The following is a 23,760-nucleotide window of genomic DNA, read 5'->3' on the forward strand; positions in this document are numbered from 1 at the left end:
AGCTTGAACCGTTGAGTGCGTCAGTAAACTTGTCGGCCACAGCACCAGCTGGAACTGCAATACCTTCAGATTTGGTGGTGGTCGGTTACATTACTGGCGCCTACGGTATTAATGGCTGGGTCCGGATCAAACCGTATTCAGCGGATGCTGATGCGCTGTTGCACGCCAAGACATGGTGGCTGAACCGGCAGAACTCGCCGGAATTGCACGATGTCGAAATGATGCAGGCCAAAAACCACAGTGGCGACATTGTGGCGCGCCTGATGGGTGTGGCAGGGCGTGACGCAGCCGAAGCCATGAAGGGCAGTGTGGTGCATATTCCACGCAGCCATTTCCCGGCGCTTGCCGACGATGAATTCTATTGGGTCGATCTGATCGGCATGATGGTTGAGAATCTGCAAGGCGAGCAGATGGGCGTGGTCGCTGATCTGATGGACAACGGTGCGCATCCGATTCTTCGGATTACGGTGCCGGCAACTGCAGATCAGGACAAGGTTGCTCCAGAATTATTGATTCCGTTTGTCGAGCAGTTCGTAAAGACGGTGGATCAGGCAGCAAAGAAAATCACGGTTGACTGGGGACTGGATTATTAAATCCACCCGGCCGGCCAAAGCGGCAAACAAGATCGCAAGCGAAACAAGAAGGTGAGCGGTATGCAATTTGATGTCGTCACGCTGTTTCCCGAAATGTTTGCGGCATTGACGCAGTCGGGCATCACCCGCCGTGCGTTTGAACAAAAAAAATGTGAGCTGGCGCTGTGGAATCCGCGTGATTTCACCACCGACAATCATCGTACCGTGGATGACCGGCCTTATGGCGGCGGCCCGGCATGGTGATGATGGCGAAGCCGCTGGAAGCTGCGATTGAAGCGGCCAAGGCGCGCCAGTTGCAGGAAGATCGGCCTGCGCCAAGAGTCGTCTATCTGTCGCCGCAGGGCCAGCCGCTGACTCATCGGCGTGTCATGGAGTTGTGTACCGAACCGGGTTTGGTGCTGCTCTGTGGACGTTATGAAGCGGTAGACCAGCGCTTGCTGGATCGTTGCGTGGATGAAGAAATCAGCCTTGGCGATTTTGTCTTGTCCGGCGGCGAATTGCCGGCGATGGCGCTGATGGATGCAGTGATCCGGCAGTTGCCGGGTGTGTTGAACGATGGCGCGTCGGCTGTTGAAGACAGTTTTGTCAACGGCTTGCTGGATTGCCCGCACTACACCAGGCCGGAACAGTACGAAGGCGTGGCGGTGCCGCAGGTCCTGATGGGCGGCCATCATGCCGAAATCGAAAAATGGCGGCGCCAGCAGATGTTGTCGGCGACAGCAAAAAAGCGGCCGGACCTGATTCAGAAAATACGCGCGGCCGGCTTGCTGAGCGCCGCCGATGAAAAGTTTTTACGGAATATGGATTGAGCGTGGTCAGTAACTGAGCAATAACTGAGCGCCCGGCCCGTTGTGGTTTGTAGTAAGCAGTAACCAAGGGAGGCCAGCCGGCCGCCTGTGTATTAACCCCATCCTCTACTGAGCAGTGCCTGGCAAAAAAGCTTTGCACAAAACGGCGTCAGCAAGATGGTATATGGAGCTAAAAATGGACTTGATCCAACAACTTGAGCAAGAAGAAATTGCCCGCCTCGGCAAGAATATCCCTGACTTCGCACCAGGCGATACAGTAGTGGTCAGCGTCAACGTGGTCGAAGGTACGCGCAAGCGCGCCCAGGCTTACGAAGGCGTCGTGATTTCGCGTCGTAACCGTGGTTTGAACTCCAACTTCATCGTCCGCAAGATTTCTTCCGGCGAAGGCGTTGAGCGTACATTCCAGCTGTACTCGCCACTGATCGCTTCGATCGAAGTCAAGCGTCGCGGCGATGTCCGTCGCGCCAAGCTGTACTACCTGCGTGAGCGTTCCGGTAAATCGGCGCGTATCAAGGAAAAACTGCCGCAACGTCGCAACACTGCAAAGGCTGCGCCAGCAGCAGAGTAAGTCGTTGTTATGCAGGCATAGGTATTGCATGGAAAAAGGGCGCCGTCAGGCGCCCTTTTTTTTGCGCCTGCAGTTTGTTTGCTGCGGCTCGTCTTCGGCGCGCATGTTTTTAGTTGCTGTAAAGTAAAATAGACATAATTGTTATTAACTGTGACGACAATAGGCCATTCGCTGCCATCGCGGTAAAGTATCAAAAGATTGCTAGATTGTTAGAGGAATTTTCTTGGTTAAATTGACTTTCGATCCCCTGATGCTGCCGGTTGACGCGGTTGCCGGCGAATCTGCGCTGGCCACCGAAAGGATGAGCGCGACATGGCTGCGGCAACGGTTCGCGCAGCAGCCGGACTGGCATCCCGAACATATCGACAGCCAGACCTTGCAGCGCATGACACAGTTGCAGAGCAAGCCGGTGACGCCGGCATCGGTGCTGATCCCTATCGTCATGCACGAACAGCAGCCGACCTTGCTGTTTACGCAGCGGGCAGCCCACCTGACCGATCATGCCGGACAAGTCAGTTTTCCCGGCGGCCGGATGGAAGAAAGCGATGCTTCGCCGGTTGAAACGGCGTTGCGCGAAGCGGAAGAAGAGATTGGCCTGGCGCGCAGCCAGGTCGAGGTAATCGGCAGCCTGCCCGAATATTTTACCGGCACCGGCTATCGCGTCACACCGGTGGTGTGCCTGGTCAATCCGCCGGTCAGCTTGCGCGCCGATCCGGACGAGGTGGCTGAAATTTTCGAGGTTCCGCTGGCGTTCCTGATGGACGGCCTGAATCATCAGTTGCGCAGCTTTGACCTGCCGGATGGTTATCGCCGAACGTTTTATGCGATGCCCTACGAGCGTTTCTTCATTTGGGGCGCGACGGCTGCCATGCTAAGAAATTTGTTTCACTTTCTTCGCGCTTAGATTTATCGTATGGGATACTGTGATTTTAGACGTTATGGCAAGATCGGCGCGCTGCCATCAAGCTGTGATGCAGCAACGGCGAAACGGATCCTGCGGGGCTATTGCTTTACTTATAAGGCTGGTTGATGACATTTCTTTCTATTCTGTTTGCATTGCTGATCGAGCAACTGAAGCCGCTGCGCGCGGATAATCCCGTGTATGCATGGGTCAAGCAGTTTGCGGGCAAGATAGAAGCTTCGTTCAATGCCGGACAGGCGCGCCAGGGCCGCCTCGGCTGGTTCTGCGTGATCCTGGCGCTGACCGTGCCGACCGCGCTGGTGTACTGGCTGTGCGTGCACATCGGGGCCTGGGCTGCGCTGCTGTGGAATGTCCTGATCGTGTACCTGACCCTCGGCTTCCGCCACTACAGCCATTATTTCAGCTCGATCCAGCTGGCGCTCAACACCGGCGACGACGCCACCGCGCGCACCTTGCTGGCCGAATGGACCAAGCTCGACACCACGGATATGGATGTCAGCGAAATTTCCCGCATCGCGGTGGAAAAAGCGCTGATCACCACCCACCGCCATGTATTCGGCGTGTTTTTCTGGTTCCTGATGCCGGTCGGCCCGGCCTGCGCCGTCATGTATCGCATCGCCGAGTACCTGGCGCGCGGCTGGAATGAACCCGACCACATGCGCAATGAAGCTTTCGGGCGTTTCGCGGCCCAGGCGTTTTACTGGATCGACTGGATTCCCGCACGCATGACGGCAGCAGCGTTTGCGGTGGTCGGCAATTTCGAAGATGCGATCTACGCCTGGCGCAATTTTGCTGACCGCTGGAAAAATGAAACCGACGGCATCATCTTGTCTACCGGCGGCGGCGCCATGGGAGTACTGCTCGGCACGCCGCTGGAAACCGCGATTGCGATCCTGCCGGCCGACGCCTCGACGATCGACTCGACCGCGATGGAAAGCGAAAGTCCGCCGGGCGACGTGCCGACGCCGCGCGCCCTGCAAAGCACGGTAGGCCTGGTGTGGCGCGCACTGCTGTTGTGGATGTTCCTGCTGTTGCTGTTGTCGGCCGCGGTCTGGTTCGGATAAAGCGGACTGGCAGGTGGCTGTGGCGGATGGTGTGCTGGTCTTCTATAAGATATAATACGTAAGAATCGCTTACGTAAATGAGTAGGTGAAAATTTGTCGCTTGCTTCTACCAGAGGTTAAGCAAATGTCTGTAGCAAGCGTTATAGAAGAAACGAGCTGTACGCATGGCTGATACCATCCAACCTCCTGACGCCCCCGCCCGCGAATTTTTCATTCAAGGTATTACCAGCGACGGCAGGCAGTTCCGCCCCAGCGACTGGGCTGAGCGCCTGTGCGGCGTCATGGCCTGTTTTCGCCCGGAAGGATCGGGCGGCCGCAACGCCCATCTGCAATATTCGCCATATGTGCGGCCGGTGCTGCTGAATGGCGTGCGCTCGGTGGTCGTTAATGAAGACTTGCGCCAGATCGAACCGCTGGCCTATCATTTTGTAGTCAATTTTGCGAAAGACAATGATCTGCAGATCCTGCATGCCTGCCTGTTGCCCGACGCGGAAGCCCCGAAACCTACATGATTCCCTGCCTGCGCCGGTAACGGCTCTTGCCCCACGGCTTTTAGTTGATTCACGGCACTAAAAAGAAATCAGCGCGCGACGTTCTCGAGTAAAAAGACCGTGTAATATTTCGCCTATTGTTCGCAATGGAGTAGAAATGTTTCGTCGTGGTTCGTCAATCTTCATACCCATTGCCTCTTTATCCAGTTTGATATTGGGTCTGGCCATCACGCTCGGCTTGTTTGTCTCGGTACGCCACCTCGAATACGAAAAAATGGACGCCGAATTCCGGCGCCTGGCCAGCGGCCACCTGAAGGCAGTGGTGGACGGCCTTGACGCCCTGGTGCATGAGCTGGAAACCGTGAATCGGCTGTTCCTGACGGTGGAAGATGTCAGCCGCGAACAATTCCACACTTTTACGGCGCCGATGTTGCGCCGCTCTCCCTTTATCAAGTCCCTGACTTTCCAGCGTGTGCTGACGGCTGCCCAGCGGCCCGCCTATGAAGCGGAAATGCGTAAACATTTCCCCAATTTTTCGATTCGCCAGCTGAGCGACGGCTTGCCGGAACCAAGTGCCGGCCGCGACCAGTACCGAGTGGTTGACTATGTGGAGCCGATGACAGGCAATGAGAATGTATTTGGCGTCGACGTCGCCCCCAGCGCGCTGCAGGCAGAGCCGGGGCAGCGCGCGCGCGACTCCGGCTTGCCTGCGTCTACCGATTTGTTTGCATTGCGCACTTCCAGCAACGGCGGCAAGCTGGGACTGGTCATCCTGATGCCGGTGTATCGGCGCGGCGCGGCGCTGGACAGCGTCGACCAGCGCCGTGCTGCATTGAGCGGTTATACCAGCGCGGCATTGCGAGCGGATGCTTTCGTCAACAATGTGCTGTCGCGCGACGGCGTGCAAGCCGCGAGGATTTTTATCTGCGGGTATATGCCAGCGCCAAGCCGGAAGAGGGCACGCTGGTATATCGCCAGGGCAATCCGATCACCCTGTCCAACGCCAGCGACTGGCTGCCGTCCTGGCTGCTGTACGACGCCCCGCAAGACATGTCGCAGACTTTCGAACTGGCCGGCAAGTCCTGGTATATAGAAGCATCGGCGCCGCCGCGCGTATTCACCAAGAAGAATGCCGGATCTATCCTGGTCCTGATACTGGGCAGCCTGCTGAGCTGGATGGGCGCAACCTATCTGTATTTCCTGTCGACCCGCTCCAAGCGGATCGAGCAGCTGGTGGACGCCCGCACCCAGCAGGTCAGGCTGGCGACGCAGATGATGAAAGAGGACATCGTCGCCCGCAAGCGCGCTGAAGACGCCTTGCAGCTGCGCGAGCGCGCCATCGAGTCGAGCGCCAACGCCATCATCATCTCCAGCGCCAAATTGCCGGACTACCTGGTGGAGTACGTCAATCCGGCATTCGAACGGATTACCGGCTACACCGCCAGCGAGATGATCGGCCGCAACCTGGAGATGCTGCACGGCGACGACCACGACCAGATCGGCCTGGAAGAAATCCGCGCCGCCTTGCGCGAAAAGCGCAGCGCCAACGCGGTGTTCCGCAGCTACCGCAAGGACGGCACCCTGTTCTGGAACGAGCTGTACGTGGCGCCGGTGAAAGACAGTTCGGGCCGCGTCAGCCATTTCGTCACCGCGCTGTACGACATCACGGAAATGAAAAGCTACGAAGCCGAGCTGGAACACCAGGCCCGGCACGATACCTTGACCGGGCTGGCCAACCGCAACGTGCTGAGCGACCGCCTGAGCCAGGCGATTGTCTACGGCGAACTGTACGGCCACCGGGTGTGGGTGCTGTTCGTCGATCTCGACCGCTTTAAATTCGTCAACGATACGCTGGGCCACAACGCCGGCGACCTGTTGCTGAAGGAAGTGGCCGGCCGCCTGAAGGCGTTCACCCGAGAAGCGGATACCATCGCCCGCCTGGGCAGCGATGAGTTTGTACTGATCCTGCCGGAGCGCCTCGATGAAGAGCTGAGCGTAGGCTTGATCCAAGGCATGATGGATGCGATCGCCCGTCCTTTGCAAATCGAAGGCTACGACTTTTTCCTGAGCTGCAGCATCGGCGTTGCGGTCTATCCGAACGATGGCGAAGATCCGGAAAGCCTGCTCAAGCATGCCGACATCGCCATGTATCGCGCCAAGGAAATGGGAAACAATAACTACCAGTTCTACACTGCGGCGATGAATGAGCGGGCGCTGGAACGCCTGCGCATCGAGGGCGACCTGCGCAACGCAATGGAACGCAAGGAACTGCTGCTTTACTACCAGCCGCAAGTCGATCTGCGCACCGGCCGCATGGTCGGCATGGAAGCGCTGATCCGCTGGAAGCACCCGCAGCTGGGCATGATTTCGCCGACGCGTTTCATCGACCTGGCCGAAGAAACCGGCCTGATCGTGCAGATGGGGGCCTGGGTGATGCATACCGCCTGCGAGCAGAACAAAGCCTGGCAACGCATGGGCCTGGGTTACCTGCGGATGTCGGTGAACCTGTCGACGCGCCAGTTCTTCCAGCAGAACCTGGTGCAGCAGGTGGCCAAGGTGCTGGAAGAAACCGGGATGGCGCCGCACTACCTTGAAATCGAATTGACCGAAAGCCTGGTGATGACGGATGTCGAGCTGGCCGTCGGCATCCTGAATGACTTGAAATCGATCGGCGTACAATTGTCGATCGACGATTTTGGCACCGGCTACTCAAGCCTGGCCTATCTCAAGAGTTTCCCGATTGACGCATTGAAGATCGACCAGTCTTTTGTGCGCGACATCACGGTTGACCAGGACGACGCGGCGATCGTGGCTTCCATCATTTCCCTGGCCCATAACCTGCGCCTGCAGGTGATCGCGGAAGGAGTGGAAACTCGGGAGCAGCTGTCCTATCTGCAACGCCATCGCTGCGATGAAATGCAAGGCTTTTATTTTAGCGAACCGGTGTCCGCGGATGACATCGAAGTTATCCTGCGCGAAGGAAAAGTATTACCATAAGACTTTGTTGACGCCCTCGCTGAATTTTCAGTGCGGGACGCCGCCACTTTTATGGAGCTGAAATGACTACCAGCAGAATCGAACGCGACACCTTTGGCAAGATTGAAGTCCCGGACGAGCGCCTGTGGGGCGCGCAGACCCAGCGCAGCCTGCACCATTTCCATATCTCCAGCGAACGCATGCCGCCCGAACTGATCGTGGCGCTGGCGGCGGTCAAGCAAGCTTGCGCACAAGTCAACCAGGATCTCGGCAAGCTGCCGAAAACCCAGGCCGCGGCCATCATCCAGGCGGCGCAGGAAGTGATAGCGGGACAGCACCCCGATGAATTCCCGCTGTCGGTCTGGCAGACCGGCTCCGGCACCCAGAGCAACATGAACATGAACGAGGTGCTGGCCAACCGCGCTTCGGAAATCCTGGGCGGCGTGCGCGGCGAATCGCGCCTGGTGCATCCCAACGATGCGGTCAACCTGAGCCAGTCCTCGAACGATATCTTTCCGACAGCGATGCACGTCGCCGCCGCCATCGCCGTGGCCAACAAGCTGCTGCCGGCGCTGCGGAAACTGCGCGCGACCTTGCACAAGAAAGCGACCGATTTTGACGACATCGTCAAGATCGGCCGCACCCATTTGCAGGACGCGACGCCGCTGACGCTGGGCCAGGAATTCTCCGGCTATGTGGCGCAGCTGGATTACGCGGAAAAAATCATCAAGGCCGCACTGGAGCCTCTGTGCGACCTGGCCGCCGGCGGCACCGCGGTCGGCACCGGGCTCAACGCGCCCAAGGATTTCGGCGAGCGCGTCGCCGCGCAGCTGGCAAAGACCGAGAACCTGCCTTTCCGTACTGCCGACAACAAGTTTGCCGCACTGGCCGCGCACGACGCCTTGGTTGCCGCCCACGGCGCCTTGAAGACCCTGGCCGCGGCCCTGATGAAAATCGCCAACGATGTGCGCTGGCTGGCGTCCGGGCCGCGTTCAGGTCTGGGCGAGATCAGCATCCCGGAGAACGAGCCAGGCAGCTCCATCATGCCGGGCAAGGTCAACCCGACCCAGTGCGAAGCGCTGACCATGCTGTGCTGCCAGGTATTCGGCAACGACGTCGCGATCAATTTCGGCGGCGCTTCCGGCAATTTTGAACTGAACGTGTTCAAGCCGCTGATCGCCCATAATTTCCTGCAGAGCGTGCGGCTGCTGGCCGACGGCATGGCCAGTTTTGAAGAGCATTGCGCCGACGGCATCGCGGCCAACCGCGACCGCATCGCCGAACTGATGGAGCGTTCGCTGATGCTGGTGACGGCGCTGGCGCCGCACATCGGCTACGACCGCGCGGCGCAGATCGCCAAGCATGCGCACCATGACGGCAGCACGCTGAAGCAGGCGGCGCTGGCGCTGGGTTATGTAACGGAACAGGAGTTTGCCGAGTGGGTGCAGCCGGCAAAAATGACTTACCCGGAGTAACAGTCTTGCCGGGGCGTGCTTGCCGCCCCGGATCGCCTGAGGTTAAATCACGTTACATCGCCCCGTGCGTACAGGGCATCCAATACAATGACACCATAGGGATAATGTCGTTTTTGCAATACAAAAACAATATTTGTTAAAATGACCCTCCGCTACTGTTGCCCTTGCTTATGCCCTTACTGGTTTTCCTGATAGAAACGGACATGCCGTTGCCGCTGTCGTTGCCATTGCTGGTCATGGGCTGCCGCGCATGATGAAATGCTTGCGCATGCCCGTTGCCTGCTTCAAGCCCTACTTGTATGGCATGGTTTTTGGCCTGCTGTCCCTGAGCGCGGCCGGCGCCGGCGCCACTTATCGAGTCGAGATCGACGCTCCTGGCGATCTGAAGGCTTTGCTCGAGCAGCACCTGGACCTGTCGCGCTACAAGGATCGGCAGGACCTCAGCGAGGATCAACTGAAGTTCCTGGTCGATACGGTTGATGAGCAGGTCACGCAATTGACGTCGACCGAAGGTTATTTTTCACCCAAGACCAGTGTCACGGTGGAAGCGGGCGAGGTCAAGACTGTCCGTTTGAAAGTCGATCCGCAGCAACGCACCATAGTCTCCGCCGCTACCGTCGATGTCAGCGGCAGCGCCGCTGCCGAAGTGCCTGAGCGGGTGCGCCAGATACAGCAGAACTGGGGCTTGCCGGCCGGCCAGCCTTTCCGCCAGGCTGACTGGGCCAAGGCCAAGGACGACGGTTTACAGGTATTGCTCAAGAAACGTTATCCGGCGGCCAAGGTGGCGCATTCGGAAGCGCGGATCACGCCGGAAGACAACGATGCCGAGTTGTCCGTGCAATACGACAGCGGTCCTCCATTTACCCTGGGCGCGTTGCACATCACCGGCACCAAGCGCTATCCGGCCAGCATCATCGAGAACGTCAATCCCTTGCAGGTAGGAGAAGAGTACAGCGTCGACCGCCTGCTGTTGCTGCAGCGCCAGATCCAGAACACGCCATACTTTGGCAATGTGATCGTCAGCATCAACGACGATCCGGCGCATGCGCTGGAATCGCCGGTGAATGTGCAAGTCACCGAATTCCAGACGCAGCGGATACGCACCGGCCTTGGTTATGCCTCCGACACCGGGGCCCAGGTGCAGGGCCGTTACACCAACTACAATGTGTTCGGCAAAGCATGGGTGTTCGATGCCCAGACCAAGATTGAACAGCGCCGCCAGTACGGCTCGCTGGATTTGTCGATGCCGCCCGACAAGCGCAGCTTCGTCAACGGCATCAACGGCTCGTATGACCGCACTACCTTGCAGGGAGTAGACCTGCGCAGCATGAAAATCGGGCTGAAGCGCGCCCGCTCGCTGGAAAACTACGATACCGCGCTGACCCTGGATTATTACCGCGACCGCCTGGAGCAGACCGATGGCGCAACCTTGCCGCCGGATACCGTGGTCCAGCCGGGTCAGCACCAGGCCCTGGTGCCGGGATTTGCCTGGGTCAGGCGCGCTGTCGACGATCCTATCTTTCCGCGCAGCGGCCATATCTTTTCGGTACAGACCGGGTTTGCCGTGAAGGGCTTTCTGACCGACCAGACCTTTTTCCGGGCCGACGGCCGCTACAAGCATTATTTCCCGGTAGCGAAACGCGATGTGGTGATTTTGCGCACAGAGCTGGGCGGCGTATTCACAGCGGGCTCCAGCGCCGCGGTGCCGGCTTCCTTGCTGTTCCGTGCCGGCGGCAACGAATCGGTGCGCGGCTACAGTTACGACAGCATCGGCAATTCACAGAACGGCACGGTCTATCCGACCAAGTACATGGTGACCGGCAGCGCCGAATATCAGCACTGGCTTACCCAGCAATGGGGCGGCGCCGTGTTTTACGATGTCGGCACCGCTACCGACAGCTGGGCCGACCGCGCGACCAAGGTCGGCACCGGCGTCGGCGTGCGTTATCGCAGTCCGGTCGGGACAGTGAATGTCGACCTGGCCTACGGCGTCCAGGCCAAGCAGTTCCGGCCGCATATTTCGCTGGGCATCGCCTTCTGATTTTTCCATTTTCAAGACTGAACGCATATTAAACAGATGAAGCCCGAAGCAGCCACCTCTCCGCAACCAGGCCCGCCGCCGAACCAGAGCGGCGGCCGCAGCCGCCTGCGCTGGCTGTGGCGATTGCTGGCGGCCATCCTGCTGTTGTTGGCGGTGCTGGCAGCTGCGCTGTTTTTCGGCGTCCGTTCCGAGTCCGGCGCACGCACCTTGTGGCAACTGAGTACATGGGCGATGCATGGCAAGCTGTCCGGCCAGCTGGCCGGCGGCACCGTGGCGGACGGTCTGCAGCTGCGCAATCTGGTTTATCGCGACGCTACCCAGCAATACAAGATCGATCGTGTCGACGCCAAGTGGCGCCTCGGCCTGTCGCCGCTCAAGCTGGATGTCGCTTACCTGCATGTAGGCAATGTCGATGCGCGCCTGCAGCCGACGCCGCCGGAGCCGACGGTGATGCCGGCCAGCCTGGCATTGCCGCTGCAGCTGGTCCTCAACGATATTTCACTGGGCAAGCTGTCCTTGCACCAGGGGTTGAGCACGACCGAACTGAGCCACTTGCAGCTGCATGGGGAGTCGGACGGTACGCAGCATAAGCTGGTGCTGGAACGGCTGGACACGCCCTACGGCAAGGCCAGCGCCACACTCAGCCTGAACGGCGTGCAGCCGTTTGTTTTGAGCGGCGGCGCGGAGCTGAGCGGCGAATACCAGAAAGAAAAATACCAGGTGGATGCGGCTCTGTCAGGCAGCCTGGCGCTGCTGGACATAGACTTGAATGCGCGCGGCGACAAACTGAGCGGTACTGCCAAGATCGCAGCGACGCCGTTTGCGGCTATCCCGTTCCGGCAGCTTGAATTGAACGCCGCCCACATCAATCCCAAATTGTTCAGCAGCGGCGCGCCGCAGGCCGACCTCAGCCTGCAGGCTTCGCTGAAGCCGGAGACACCGCCTGCCACGGCGGCCGGCAGCGCACCCGCGGTGGTCGACCTGGCGACGCTGACGGTGAGCGGCCCGATACGCATCGTCAATGCAATGCCCGGTTCCCTGGACAAGGACCGCCTGCCGCTGGTCAGCGCCGGCGCCGAACTGCGGCTGGATACCCAGGCCCAGCAATTGTCGCGGTTGCAGCTGAAGCTGCTGAAAGACGCCAGCATCAGCGGCCAGGGCGAATACCATAGCGACGGCAAAAACAAGAGCAACGGCGAATTCAGTTTCGATGTCGCCGGCCTCGATCTGCAAGCGCTGCACGGCAAGCTGAAGCCGACGCAGCTGCGCGGGCCGGTCAAGGTCAGGCTGACGCCGGAAAACCAGCAGATCAGCCTGAACCTGGCCGACGCTACTTACAAGGCGAAACTGGAAACCGTCATCGACGCCAAGCAGATCGCAGTGAAGACGGCGCAGCTTGCAGCCGGGCCGGCGCGTCTCGATGTCAGCGGCAGCCTGGGGCGCGATGCCGGCATGGCGTATGCGGTGAAGGGCAGTTTGCGCGATTTCAATCCTTTCCTCTGGATCAACAGCGCAGATCCAGTTAAAAGCGCGGTTAAAGGTGCGGCCAAAGCCAGCAGCGCCCCCAAGGCCAAAGCGGTGACGGCAAACATCAACATGGATATCGACGCCAGCGGCAACCTGACGCCGGAGCTGAAGCTGAGACTCAAGTTCGCCATCCGCGACAGCCGCTACGATCAGCTGCCGATGACCGGCAACGGCTTGCTCAACCTGGCCGGCAGCCGTTTGCTGCCCAGCGATATCGCCTTGTCTGTAGCGGGCAACGAGCTGCAGGCCAAGGGCAGTTTCGGCGCCGCCGGCGATCGCCTCAACCTGAAGCTCGATGCGCCGCAGCTGCAAGGCTTGGGTTTCGGCATTTCCGGCGCGCTGCATCTGGACGGCCAGCTCAGCGGCAGTTTGCAAAAACCGAATGTGCAAGCCACCTATCGCGCCGAAAAACTGGCTTACGGCGAACATCGGGTGGATAGCCTGTCAGGCCAGGCCGATGTGCAGGCCGACTTGAACGCCAAGCTGAATTCAGGCGGCAACAGGCTGGCAGTCAGCCTTGACGGCCGCGGCTTGCATAGTTCCGACATGGCGCTCGACAAGCTGAGCCTCAACCTGTCCGGCACCTATGCCGCACATACCTTGAAACTGGACAGCAGCGGCACGCTGCGCGGCAAGCCGCTGCACTTGACGATGGCGGCGCAAGGCCAGCTGAGCGAGAGCAAAACCGGCTACGGCTGGCAGGGGCAGGTGAGCGAACTGCAAAACCAGGGCACGCCGCGCATCAGCCTGGGCGCGCCGCTGGCGATCAGCGCCGATGCCGGCCGCCTGGTGCTGGGTGCGACCCGCCTGACGGTGGCGGATGCGCAGATCGATTTGAAGGATTTCAGCTACGACAACGGCAAAATCCGTTCAGCCGGCGCCATCAATGCGCTCAACGTGGCGACGATACTTGGCCTGGCGCACGAATTCGGCGCGCCAGAAATTCCCTTGAAGACCGACCTGGTGCTCGACAGCAGCTGGGATTTTTCCCTGGCGGAGACTGTCGCCGGTTATCTGCAGATCGCGCGCCGCGGCGGCGACCTGCGCGTCAATCCCGGCCGCGGCGACGTCAGCCTGGGTTTGTCCGAACTGAAGCTGCGGGCTGACCTGCTGGCCGGCCAGATCAAGCTGGACGGCCAGTTGGCGGCATCCAGGATCGGCACCCTGAGCGCGCAGCTGCAGTTGGCTTTGCAGCACAGCGGCAGCAGCTGGACTGTCAGCGACAGTTCGGCTTTGTCCGGGCAGGCCAAACTGCAGGTGCCGCAGCTGAAATCGATGGGCGCCTTGATCGGACCGCAGGTTGCGCTCGATGGCAGCCTGGCGCTGGACCTGAACCTGGCCGGCCAGCTGGGCAAGCCGATGCTGTCAGGCAAAGTCGCGGGCGACCAGCTGGCCGTCACCCTGTTCGATCAGGGCATCAAGCTGAAAGACGGCACTGCGCGCCTGAACCTGGCTGACAACGTGGTCGACCTGCAGCAGCTGGAGTTCCATGGCGGCGACGGCACCATACGCGCCACCGGACGGCTGCAGCTGGGTCATGACAATCCCGACCTGACCGCCAATGTCGTCGCCGACCACCTGCAGTTGTTCGCCAGCCCGGACCGCCAGCTGATGCTGTCGGGCCAGGCCAAGATCGCCAACGTCAAGGAGCAGTTGCATGTCGACGGCAAGTTCACGGTCGACAAAGCCTTGTTCGATTTGCCGAAGAGCAGCGCACCGGTGCTGGGCGACGATGTGATCATCGTGCGCAAGGAATCCAAAGCGCGGGCGACACCGTTGACGGAACAGGAAAAGCTGGCCAAGGCGGCGCAGAAACCGGCCGGCGGCGCCACCCCGGTGATGAACGTGGAAGTCGATTTCGGCAGCGATTTCCGCTTCCGCGGCAGCGGCGCCGACCTGCTGCTGCGCGGCGCCATGCAGGTGCGCAGCGAGCCTTACCAGCCATTGCGCGCCACCGGCACGATCCGGGTCGCAAGCGGCAGCTACGAAGTGTTTGGCCGCAAGCTGGCGATTGAACGCGGACTGATCAATTTCCAGGGACCGATCGACAATCCGAATATCAACATCCTCGCCATGAAACGCAACCAGGAAGTCGAAGCGGGCGCCGAGATCACTGGCAATCCCAGCAACCTGCGGGTCAAGCTGGTGTCGGAACCGAACGTGTCGGATGAGGAAAAACTTTCCTGGCTGATGTTTGGCCACGGCAGCGACAGTTCCGCGCTCGGCCAGCGCCAGGCCGCCGGCCAGGCGTTGGCGCTGCTGGGAAATTACGGTGGCAAGAAAATTGCGCAGGGCATCGGTTTCGACGAATTCTCGATCGGGTCCAGCGATTCCGGCATCGAAAACGAGCAAGTGGTGAGCCTGGGCAAAGTCATCACCGAGAAAATCAACCTGGGTTACGAGCAGAGCCTGACCAGCGCCGCCAGCATCCTCAAGCTGACCTGGCAATTTTCGCGGCGCTGGTCGATGGTGATGCGTGGTGGCACCATCAACGGTCTGGAAGTCCTGTACAACCTGCGCTTCGATTAGGCCCGGTTATCAGGCACGGCGGCCCGACAGTTCCGCGCCGGCATCGGGCTGCAGTTTCAAGGCAAACGGCAGGGAAGCCAGGGCAACCAGCGCGATCAGCAAGAAGGCCGGCCAGAAATCGGCGCTGACGATGGTCGTGTGGCCCTGCACCTGGTTAGATACCTGCAATGCAAAACCGCCGACTGTCACGCCCAGGCCGATCGCCAGCTGCTGGGCGACGCTGGTCAAGCTGGTGGCCTGGCTCATCTGGCGCTGGTCGATCTCGGCGTAGGCAATCGCATTCAGGCTGGTGAACTGCATGGAACGCACGCAGCCTCCCAGCAGCAGCATGAGGATGATGAAGACATGCGGCGAATCCGCTTTCAGCACGCCGAATGCCGCCATCGACAGCGCGCCAAGCACAGTGTTATAGATCAGCACACTCCTGAAGCCGAATTTTTTCAGCACCGTGGTCGTCATGGTCTTGACAAAAATCGCGCCGGCTGCCGAAGCGCAGGTCAGCAGGCCGGACTGGAACGGCGTCAGGCCGAAACCCAGCTGGAACAGCAGCGGCAGCAGGAACGGCAGGGCGCCCACGCCGATGCGGAACAGCGAGCCGCCGAAGACGTTCATGCGCAGCGTTGGAATCTGCAGCAGCCGCAGGTTGATCAGCGGATGCGGCGTACGGAAGGCGTGCCATACATACGCCAGCAAGCTGATTGTGCCGACCACCACGCAGATCAGCGAGACGTCGCCAGCCACCAGGTGCCGGCCGGCGCTGGCCAGGCCGAACATCAGCGTCGAGCAGCCGATTGCCGACAGCAGGAAGCCGATCCAGTCGAGCGGCACGGTATCGTCGCTGCGCAGGTTCTCGATGTAGCGCGTGGCCAGGTAGATGCCGAGGATGCTGATCGGGACGTTGATGAAGAAGATCCAGCGCCAGTGGAAATAGGTGGTGATGAAACCACCCAGCGGCGGCCCGATCACCGGTCCCAGCAAGGCCGGGATAGTCAGGTAGCTGAGCGCGCGCACCAGTTCCGCCTTGGTGGTGGTGCGCAAGATCACCAGCCGTCCGACCGGCACCATCATGGCGCCGCCCACGCCCTGCAGGAAGCGGGCGGCGACAAATTGCGCCAGCGTATCCGACATGCCGCACAGGATCGAGCCGAGCATGAACACGCCGATCGCGCTGCGGAATACCGTGCGCGCGCCAAAACGATCCGCCATCCAGCCGCTGACCGGGATGAACACAGCCAGGCTGACCAGGTAGGAAGTCATCGCCAGCTTGAGCGCGATCGGGCTTTCTCCCATGTCATGCGCCATCATCGGCAACGAGGTGGCGATCACGGTGGAGTCCATGTTTTCCATGAACAAGGCGCATGCCACGATCAGCGGGGTGAGGAAGACGCGGGATATGGCCATGAGGGGATGGATGGGCAGGGTGGGTACAAAAGCCCGCCCAGCCTGCTTAAAAGAGCATAATTATAGCGTTTTAGACTATCCCTTACCGTTCAGGTAGCATGCAGGCTGTTTCTCTGGCCGCCTGCCGCTTTTTACAAGAACCATGATCAACACGTTTCCCTCGCCAACCGAGTGTTTTGCCTTGCTGGATGACCGCAGCGCCGCTTCCGCGCAATCGCCGTCTTCGCGCCTGTACACAGGCCACGTACACAGCCTGTCCTGTCTTGACGCGGACCGGCTGCCGCAGCTGATCGAGCAGATGCAACAAGCCCTGCGCGAAGGCTTGCATGCGGTGACCTTGTTTACCTACGAACTCGGGATCGGACTGCAGCATGTTGGGTTGCCGGAGCGGTTGCCAGTGCCGTCCCGGCCTTTGGCGCAGATCCTGCTGTTTGCGCATTGCGAACATTTGAGCGATGCCGAGGTGGATGCCTGGCTGGCGCAGCGCCAGGCTGCGGAAACCGGCGCGGCAGAAGCCGGCGCCGGCATCGCCAACCTCCGTCCGAACGTCAGCGCCGAACAATTCGCCGCTGCCATCGCCAAGATACACGCCTACATCGAAGCCGGCGACACCTACCAGGTCAACTATACCTACCGCCTGCGTTTCGATGTCTACGGCAGCCCTGTCGCCCTGTATCGCCAGCTCCGGCAACGGCAACCGGTGCCTTACGGCAGCCTGATCCTGCTGGAGGACGGCGCGGCGGTATTGTCGTTGTCGCCGGAACTGTTCGTGCGCCATGCGGCGGGCGTGCTGACGGCGCGCCCGATGAAAGGAACCGCCGCCGCCAGCGGCGATGCGGAACAGGATGCACTGGCCGCCAAGGCGCTTGCCGCGGATCCCAAGAACCTGGCGGAAAACCTGATGATCGTCGATTTGCTGCGCAACGACCTGGGACGCATCGCCGTTCCCGGTTCGGTACGCGTGCCGCAATTGTTCGAGGTGACGCGCTTCAGTAGCGTGCTGCAGATGACTTCCACCGTGCAGGCGCAGGTGCGCGACGATGTCAGCCTCAGTGCCGTGATCCAGGCGCTGTATCCCTGCGGTTCGATCACCGGCGCGCCCAAGCATCGCACCATGCAAATCATCAGCGAGCTGGAGCCCGAGCCGCGCGGTTTGTATACCGGCGCGATTGGCTGGTTCGAGGTGGAACAGCCAGGCCGCCGCTTCGGCGATTTCTGTTTGTCGGTGCCGATCCGCACCTTGTGGCTGCAGCCGGCCGCGGCGGACGGCCTGCACGGCGCCGGCATACGTCATGGCGAAATGGGAGTCGGCGCCGGCATCGTGCACGACAGCGTAGCGGCGGAAGAATATGCCGAATGCGCGTTGAAAGCAAAATTCCTGACCGGCATGGGTGGCGATTTTTCCTTGTTTGAAACCATCTACGCCACCAGCGCGGACGGCTGCCGCCACCTGGACCTGCATCTGCAGCGTTTGCAGGCATCGGCTGCCTACTTCGGCTTTCCCTATGACGAAAACGTCTTGCGTGCGGCTTTGCGGACGCATTGCGCGAACCTGCCCGCCAACGGGCCTCAGCGCCTGCGCCTGACCTTGGCGGCGGATGGCGGCTGCAGCCTGCAAAGCGCGCAACTGGGGACGCTTGAGCTGCCGGTCCGCCTGCTGATCGCGTCGACGCCGACGCAGTCCGACGACCTGTTCCTGCGGCATAAAACCACGATACGGCAAGGTTACGACCAGGCCTGGCAACAGGCGCAGCAGCAGGGCGCCTTCGACATGCTGTTCTTCAACCGCGAAGGTGAATTGACCGAAGGCGGGCGTAGCAGTGTCTTTGTCAAGCTGGACGGGTGCTGGTATACACCGCCGCTGCGGGCTGGATTGCTGCCGGGCGTGATGCGTAGCGTGGTATTGAACGATGCGACGTGGAATGCCAGCGAACGCAGCCTGAGCATGGCGGATTTGCTGGCGGCCGAGCAGGTCATGGTGTGCAACGCCTTGCGCGGAACCATGCCGGCAACGCTGCTGCAGCTAGCTTAAAACGCGATAATCACGACCGAGCCGGCGACGATCAGGGAGCCGCCGATGGCCACCGGCCAGGTCAGCTGTTCGCCGGCAAACAGCAAGCCCAGCACAATGGCGAAGGCCACGCTCAGCTTGTCGATCGGCGCCACCTTGGATACCGGCCCGATTTGCAGCGCATGGTAGTAGCACAGCCAGGACAGGCCGGTAGCGATCGCCGACAGCACCAGGAACAGCCAGTTGGACGAACTGACCAGCGCCGGTTTTTGCCATTCGCCGCGCAAGGTGACGATGCCGGCGATTACGAACAGGATGATGACGGTGCGGATGAAGGTGGCGAAGTTGGAATTCATGCCGGCAACGCCGAACTTGCCGAAGATCGCCGTCAGGCCGGCGAAAAATGCCGAACCGAGGGCAAATACCTGCCAGCTGGAACCGAAATTCATTTTGTTCTCCCAGATATCGGATTGTAGGGTGGACACCTGTGCCCACGCGTGACCATGATAACCGGAGTGCATGCCTGCGTAGCATCGTAATGGCATGTACGTGGTGTGAGTTCACGCGTGGGCAAAAAAATCTTGCCCACCCTACAGTTATTTCGCCGCAGGCTTGCTGTCTTTAGCGGCGCCGCGGTCATTCAGCATGGCGTTGTCCGGCAGCTCGGCCTGGTTCCAGCCGCCGCCCAGCGCCTTGATCAGCAGCACGCTGGCGGCAAAGCGCCGGTTCTGGATATTCAGCGCCGACAGGTCGGCGTTGAACGCGGTCGCCTGCGCCGTCACCACGCTGGTGTAGTTGACGGTGCCGGCCTTGTACTGGTTCATGATCAGCTCCAGGGCGTGATGCGCGAACTGGACCGTCTCGGCCTGGACCGCGGCTTCCTGTTCCAGGATGCGCAAGGCCGCCAGGTTGTCTTCGACTTCCTGGAAGCTGGTCAGCACCGCCTGCTTGTACACTGCGACGCTGGCGTCGTAGGCGGCGATCGCCTGGTCGCTTTGCGCGCGGCGGGCGCCGCCGTCGAACAGGGTTGCCGCCAGAGCCGGTCCGAGCGACCAGATGCGGTTGGGCACGGTCAGCCAGTTAGAGAAACTGTTGCTTTGAAATCCGCCGGAAGCCGACAAGGTCAGGTTCGGGAAATAAGCCGCTTTGGCCACGCCGATCTGGGCATTGGCTGCTGCTGCCAGCCGTTCCGCCGCGCTGACGTCTGGACGGCGTTCCAGCAGCGTGGACGGCACGCCGACCGGGATCGCCGGCAATACGGCCACCAGCGGCGCCGGTGCCAGCGAGAATGTGGATGCAGCCTGCCCGGTGAGCAGCGCGATCGCGTGTTCCAGCTGGGAGCGCGATACGCCATTGTCCAGCGCCTGCGCCTGCGCGCCTTTGAGCTGGGTCTGGGCCTGGATCACGTCAGAACGGGCGACCACGCCGACGGCATACTGGTTCTGCGTCAGCTGCAGCGACTTCTGATAGGCCGCTACCGTGTCGTCAAGCAAGGTCTGCTGCAAGTCGAGTACGCGCAGCTGCAGGTAATTCTGCGCCAGTGTGGATTGGGCGCTGAGCCTGGCCACCTGCAAATCGGCGGCGCTGGCCTGGGCCGAAGCCTGGTTGGCTTCCACCGTGCGGCCGATGCGGCCCCACAGATCGGGTTCCCAGCTGGCGCTCAGGCCGAGCGCGTCGGTGGTGCTTACCGAGCCGCCGCTACTCAGGCTGCTGCTATTGCGTCCGCCCGAACGGGTAGCCGAGACATTGGCCGATACCGTCGGGAAGTAGGACGACCTGGCGGAATCGACCAGGGCTTTCGCCTGCCGGAACTGGGCCTCGGCTTGCGCCAGGTTCTGGTTGGAGATATTGACTTGCTCGACCAGTGCATTCAATTGCGGGTCCTGGTAGATCTCCCACCACTTGCCGTGCAACTCCTGGTCTTGCGGCGTAGCCGTCTTCCAGTCCTTCATTTCCTTGAAAGCAGCCGGCGCAACCGTGGCCGGCCGTACGTAATCCGGGCCGACGGCGCAGGCGCTCAACAGCAGCACCGCGGCTGCAATCGCCAACAGGGTTTTATTCGTATGTGCTTGCTTCAAATTCTGTCTCATATTCGATCCGTTGATTATCTTCGTGCGCCTGCCATGTTCTTATGCTTCGCTTGTATCCGGCAACGGCCTGCCGCCGCGCCGTTTCCACTTATCCTTGCTCCACAGGCGGAAGCGATCCATATACAGATAGACCACCGGCGTCGTGTACAAAGTCAGCAGCTGGCTCATGATCAGGCCGCCGACAATCGCGATGCCCAGCGGCCGCCGCAGCTCGGCGCCGTCGCCCTGGCCCAGCGCCAGCGGCACCGCGCCCAGCATGGCCGCCATGGTAGTCATCATGATCGGCCGGAAACGCAGCTTGCAAGCCTCGAAAATCGAATCGCGCGGCGACAGTCCGCGCGTGCGTTCAACATCGAGGGCGAAGTCGATCATCATGATGGCGTTTTTCTTGACGATGCCGATCAGCAGGATCACCCCGATCAGGGCGATCAGGCTGAACTCGGTGCCGGTCGCCAGCAACGCCAGCAGGGCGCCGACGCCGGCCGACGGCAAGGTCGAGAGGATGGTGATCGGATGGACATAGCTTTCATACAAGATGCCCAGCACGATATACACCGCCAGCAGCGCCGTCAGGATCAGCATCGGCTGGCTGCTCAGGGATGACTGGAACAGGTTGGCGCTGCCTTGGAAGCTGCCGTGAACTGAAGTCGGCACCCCGATCCGGGCCATGGCATCGTTGATCGCCAGGGTGGCGTCGGACAGGGAACCGCCGACCGGCAGGTTGAAGGAAATGGTGGAGGCGATGAACTGGCTCTGGTGGTTGACGCCAAGCGAGGTATTGGTCGGCTGGAAGCTGGAGAACGCCGCCAGCGGCATCTGCTGTTCCGCCGTGGTCGACAAGGTCAGCGCCAGCGATGAATTGGAAGCCAGCTTGCCGCCCGCGGTCAGCGCCGGCGGCGTGCCGAGGGCGGAGGTGGTGGGCGACAGGTTGGCCGTGCTGGAAGGAATGCTGACGTAAGTGTCATGCAAGACCTGCGGGCTCTGCCAATACTGCGGCGCTGCTTCCATCACCACGTGGTACTGGTTCATGCCGCTGTAGATGGTCGACACCTGGCGCTGGCCGAACAGGTCGTTCAGGGTCGAATCGATCAGCTGCGGCGTGACGCCGCTGCGGATCGCGGTTTCGCGATCGATGGTCAAGGTAGTCTGCAAGCCCTTGTCCTGCTGGTCGGTGCTGACGTCGGCCAGCTGCGGCAAGGCGCTGAACGCCTCGCGGATCTTGGGTTCCCAGGTGCGCAGCTCATTCAGGTCGTCGGATTGCAAGGTGTACTGGTACTGGCCGTCGCTGGAACGGCCGCCGACCCGGATATCCTGCACCGACTGCATGAACAGGTTGGCGCCGGCGATATGGCTGAGCTTGCCGCGCAGCCGCGCGATCACCTGGTCCGCGGTCAGCTTGCGCTGCGTCAGAGGCTGCAGCGTAATGAACATCTGGCCGCGGTTGCTCTGGCCGCCGCCGGTGAATGCGATCACGCTTTTTACATCTGGATCCTTGCGCACGATGTCGACAAACTGGTCCAGCTTGACGCGCATCGACTGGAAGGAAATCGACTGGTCGCCCTGGATGCCGCCGATCACCAGGCCGGTATCCTGCTGCGGGAAGAAGCCCTTGGGAATCGCCGTGTACAGGTACACATTGAGCACGATGGTGCCGAACAGGATCAGCATCATCAGCGGCGCAAAACGCAGGGCCCACGCCAGCGACCGTTCGTAGCCGCGCAGCATGGCGTCGAAGGCGCGTTCGGTGGCGTTGAAAAAGCGTCCTTGCTTGCGCTCCGGGTCGTGTTTCAGCAGGCGCGCGCACATCATCGGCGTAGTGGTCAGCGAGACCACCAGCGACACCAGGATCGCAACCGACAAGGTGACGGCGAATTCACGGAACAGGCGGCCGACGATGCCGCCCATCAGCAGGATCGGGATGAAGACGGCGATCAGGGAAATGCTCATCGACATCACGGTAAAGCCGACTTCCTTTGCGCCCTTGAGCGCCGCGGCGAACGGCTTCATGCCTTCTTCGATATGGCGCGAAACGTTTTCCAGCACCACGATGGCATCGTCGACCACAAAACCGGTAGCGATCGTCAGCGCCATCAGGGACAGGTTGTCGAGGCTGTAGCCGAGCAGGTACATGACGCCGAAAGTGCCGATCAGCGAGATCGGCACCGCGACCGCCGGAATCAGCGTGGCGCGGCCGTTGCGCAGGAACAGGAACACCACCATGATCACCAGCGCGATCGACATCAGCAAGGTGCTTTCGGTTTCGTGCAAGGAGGCGCGGATGGTCGGCGTCCGGTCCATGGCGACATCGAGATTGATGGCAGCCGGGATCGAGGCGCGCAACTGCGGCAGCAGGGCCCGTACTTCATCCACGGTTTCGATGATGTTGGCGCCAGGCTGGCGGCTCAGGATCACCAGCACCGACGGCTTGCCGTTGGCGGAACCGGCGTTACGCAGGTTGGCTACCGAGTCGACTACCGTGGCGACATCGCTGACGCGCACCGGCGCGCCGTTGCGATAAGAAACGATCAGCGGCATGTATTCGGCGGCGGTCTTGGCCTGGTCGTTGGCGTAAATTTGCCAGTTCTTGTCGCCGTCTTCCAGCATGCCCTTGGGGCGGTTGGCGTTGGTGGCGGCGATCGCGGTGCGCACATCGGCCGTGCCTATGCCGTATTTGTTGAGTGCGGTCGGATTCAGTTCGACGCGCACCGCCGGCTGCGAGCTGCCGCCGACGCTAACCTGGCCGATACCTTTCACCTGCGACAGTTTTTGCGCCAGGATGGTGTCGGCGGCATCGTACATCTGGCCTTGCGTCATGCTGTCCGAGGTCAGCGCCAGGATCATGACGGGTGCATCGGCCGGATTCACCTTGCGATAGCTGGGATTGCTGGGCAGGCCGGTCGGCAGCAGGTTGCGCGCCGCATTCAGGGCTGCCTGGACGTCGCGCGCCGCGCCGTCGATGTCGCGGCTGAGGTCGAACTGCAAGGTGATGCGGGTCGAACTGAGCGAGCTCGATGACGTCATTTCGGTGATGCCGGCGATCGATCCCAGCGCCCGTTCCAGCGGCGTGGCGACGGTGGCGGCCATGGTTTCCGGACTGGCGCCGGGCAACGAGGCCGAGATCGAAATGGTCGGGAAATCTACTTGCGGCAACGGCGAGACCGGCAGCAGCCGGAACGCCACCATGCCGGCCAGGGCGATGCCGATGGTCAGCAGGGTGGTGGCGATCGGCCGCTGGATAAAGGGACGCGAGATATTCATGCTGT

15 protein-coding genes and 1 pseudogene are annotated in these 23,760 nt (G+C 61.1%); 12 read left to right on the forward strand and 4 right to left on the reverse strand.

Annotation, left to right across the window (positions count from 1 at the left end):
• The first annotated feature begins 29 nt into the window (after nucleotides 1-29).
• The 11 genes and pseudogenes from rimM to CFter6_RS06920 all read left to right on the forward strand — a co-directional run bounded on the left by rimM (nucleotide 30) and on the right by CFter6_RS06920 (nucleotide 14,995).
• Nucleotides 30-593, forward strand: a complete 564-nt coding sequence (rimM, locus tag CFter6_RS06875) for a ribosome maturation factor RimM (protein WP_061539301.1) — start codon at nucleotides 30-32, stop codon at nucleotides 591-593.
• Nucleotides 594-653: 60 nt separating this feature from the next.
• Nucleotides 654-1,402 (forward strand): annotated as a pseudogene (gene trmD / locus CFter6_RS06880) (tRNA (guanosine(37)-N1)-methyltransferase TrmD).
• 175 nt (nucleotides 1,403-1,577) lie between these two features.
• Nucleotides 1,578-1,970, forward strand: coding sequence for a 50S ribosomal protein L19 (rplS, locus tag CFter6_RS06885; protein ID WP_014005156.1), 393 nt, complete (start codon nucleotides 1,578-1,580; stop codon nucleotides 1,968-1,970).
• A 223-nt stretch (nucleotides 1,971-2,193) separates the two neighbouring features.
• Complete coding sequence (locus CFter6_RS06890) at nucleotides 2,194-2,874, forward strand: CoA pyrophosphatase (protein ID WP_205631447.1); 681 nt, start codon at nucleotides 2,194-2,196, stop codon at nucleotides 2,872-2,874.
• Nucleotides 2,875-2,999: 125 nt separating this feature from the next.
• The gene (locus CFter6_RS06895) at nucleotides 3,000-3,956 is read left to right on the forward strand and encodes a CobD/CbiB family protein (RefSeq protein ID WP_061539302.1); all 957 of its coding nucleotides are present in this window, start codon (nucleotides 3,000-3,002) and stop codon (nucleotides 3,954-3,956) included.
• A gap of 164 nt (nucleotides 3,957-4,120) precedes the next feature.
• Nucleotides 4,121-4,468: a DUF3579 domain-containing protein gene (locus CFter6_RS06900; protein WP_061539303.1), complete on the forward strand. Its 348-nt coding sequence runs from the start codon at nucleotides 4,121-4,123 to the stop codon at nucleotides 4,466-4,468.
• 136 nt (nucleotides 4,469-4,604) lie between these two features.
• Nucleotides 4,605-5,540 carry a CHASE domain-containing protein gene (locus CFter6_RS26755; protein ID WP_335340308.1) on the forward strand — a complete coding sequence of 312 codons (936 nt, stop codon included), beginning with the start codon at nucleotides 4,605-4,607 and terminating at the stop codon, nucleotides 5,538-5,540.
• Nucleotides 5,498-7,444 carry a putative bifunctional diguanylate cyclase/phosphodiesterase gene (locus tag CFter6_RS06905; RefSeq protein ID WP_335340309.1) on the forward strand — a complete coding sequence of 649 codons (1,947 nt, stop codon included), beginning with the start codon at nucleotides 5,498-5,500 and terminating at the stop codon, nucleotides 7,442-7,444. Before CFter6_RS26755 ends, CFter6_RS06905 begins: the two co-directional genes overlap by 43 nt.
• A 62-nt stretch (nucleotides 7,445-7,506) precedes the next feature.
• On the forward strand, nucleotides 7,507-8,898 hold the full coding sequence (fumC, locus tag CFter6_RS06910; RefSeq protein WP_061539304.1) for a class II fumarate hydratase: 1,392 nt from the start codon (nucleotides 7,507-7,509) through the stop codon (nucleotides 8,896-8,898).
• A 250-nt stretch (nucleotides 8,899-9,148) separates the two neighbouring features.
• A complete protein-coding gene (locus CFter6_RS06915; RefSeq protein WP_417924792.1) occupies nucleotides 9,149-10,939 on the forward strand; it encodes an autotransporter assembly complex protein TamA in 1,791 nt (596 codons plus the stop codon).
• A 36-nt stretch (nucleotides 10,940-10,975) separates the two neighbouring features.
• Complete coding sequence (locus tag CFter6_RS06920) at nucleotides 10,976-14,995, forward strand: translocation/assembly module TamB domain-containing protein (RefSeq protein WP_236904563.1); 4,020 nt, start codon at nucleotides 10,976-10,978, stop codon at nucleotides 14,993-14,995.
• Between the two features lie 9 nt (nucleotides 14,996-15,004).
• Here the strand turns inward: CFter6_RS06920 and CFter6_RS06925 are convergent, their stop codons facing one another.
• On the reverse strand, nucleotides 15,005-16,396 hold the full coding sequence (locus tag CFter6_RS06925; protein WP_061539305.1) for an MFS transporter: 1,392 nt from the start codon (nucleotides 16,394-16,396) through the stop codon (nucleotides 15,005-15,007).
• A 142-nt stretch (nucleotides 16,397-16,538) separates the two neighbouring features.
• On the opposite strand from CFter6_RS06925, the gene pabB reads away from it, so the two are divergent.
• A complete protein-coding gene (gene pabB, locus CFter6_RS06930) occupies nucleotides 16,539-18,428 on the forward strand; it encodes an aminodeoxychorismate synthase component I (RefSeq protein ID WP_061539306.1) in 1,890 nt (629 codons plus the stop codon).
• On the opposite strand, the gene CFter6_RS06935 is transcribed toward pabB, so the two are convergent.
• From CFter6_RS06935 to CFter6_RS06945, 3 genes are all read right to left on the reverse strand, one after another.
• Nucleotides 18,425-18,856: an EamA family transporter gene (locus CFter6_RS06935; protein WP_061539307.1), complete on the reverse strand. Its 432-nt coding sequence runs from the start codon at nucleotides 18,854-18,856 to the stop codon at nucleotides 18,425-18,427. The genes pabB and CFter6_RS06935 overlap by 4 nt on opposite strands.
• Nucleotides 18,857-19,003: 147 nt before the next feature.
• Nucleotides 19,004-20,497, reverse strand: a complete 1,494-nt coding sequence (locus CFter6_RS06940) for an efflux transporter outer membrane subunit (protein ID WP_061539308.1) — start codon at nucleotides 20,495-20,497, stop codon at nucleotides 19,004-19,006.
• A 39-nt stretch (nucleotides 20,498-20,536) separates the two neighbouring features.
• Nucleotides 20,537-23,755, reverse strand: coding sequence for an efflux RND transporter permease subunit (locus CFter6_RS06945; protein WP_061539309.1), 3,219 nt, complete (start codon nucleotides 23,753-23,755; stop codon nucleotides 20,537-20,539).
• Between the last annotated feature and the right edge of the window lie 5 nt (nucleotides 23,756-23,760).

This window comes from Collimonas fungivorans (genome assembly GCF_001584145.1).
Classification (GTDB): Bacteria; Pseudomonadota; Gammaproteobacteria; order Burkholderiales; family Burkholderiaceae_D; genus Collimonas; species Collimonas fungivorans.

Coding starts and splice junctions, on each gene's coding strand:
- CFter6_RS06925 (WP_061539305.1), bottom strand. CDS start 16,396: ATGGCCATATCCCGCGTCTTCCTCACCCCGCTGATCGTGGCATGCGCC.
- rplS (WP_014005156.1), top strand. CDS start 1,578: ATGGACTTGATCCAACAACTTGAGCAAGAAGAAATTGCCCGCCTCGGC.
- CFter6_RS06945 (WP_061539309.1), bottom strand. CDS start 23,755: ATGAATATCTCGCGTCCCTTTATCCAGCGGCCGATCGCCACCACCCTG.
- CFter6_RS06915 (WP_417924792.1), top strand. CDS start 9,149: ATGATGAAATGCTTGCGCATGCCCGTTGCCTGCTTCAAGCCCTACTTG.
- CFter6_RS06940 (WP_061539308.1), bottom strand. CDS start 20,497: ATGAGACAGAATTTGAAGCAAGCACATACGAATAAAACCCTGTTGGCG.
- CFter6_RS06920 (WP_236904563.1), top strand. CDS start 10,976: ATGAAGCCCGAAGCAGCCACCTCTCCGCAACCAGGCCCGCCGCCGAAC.
- pabB (WP_061539306.1), top strand. CDS start 16,539: ATGATCAACACGTTTCCCTCGCCAACCGAGTGTTTTGCCTTGCTGGAT.
- CFter6_RS06905 (WP_335340309.1), top strand. CDS start 5,498: ATGTCGCAGACTTTCGAACTGGCCGGCAAGTCCTGGTATATAGAAGCA.
- CFter6_RS06900 (WP_061539303.1), top strand. CDS start 4,121: ATGGCTGATACCATCCAACCTCCTGACGCCCCCGCCCGCGAATTTTTC.
- fumC (WP_061539304.1), top strand. CDS start 7,507: ATGACTACCAGCAGAATCGAACGCGACACCTTTGGCAAGATTGAAGTC.
- CFter6_RS06895 (WP_061539302.1), top strand. CDS start 3,000: ATGACATTTCTTTCTATTCTGTTTGCATTGCTGATCGAGCAACTGAAG.
- CFter6_RS26755 (WP_335340308.1), top strand. CDS start 4,605: ATGTTTCGTCGTGGTTCGTCAATCTTCATACCCATTGCCTCTTTATCC.
- CFter6_RS06935 (WP_061539307.1), bottom strand. CDS start 18,856: ATGAATTTCGGTTCCAGCTGGCAGGTATTTGCCCTCGGTTCGGCATTT.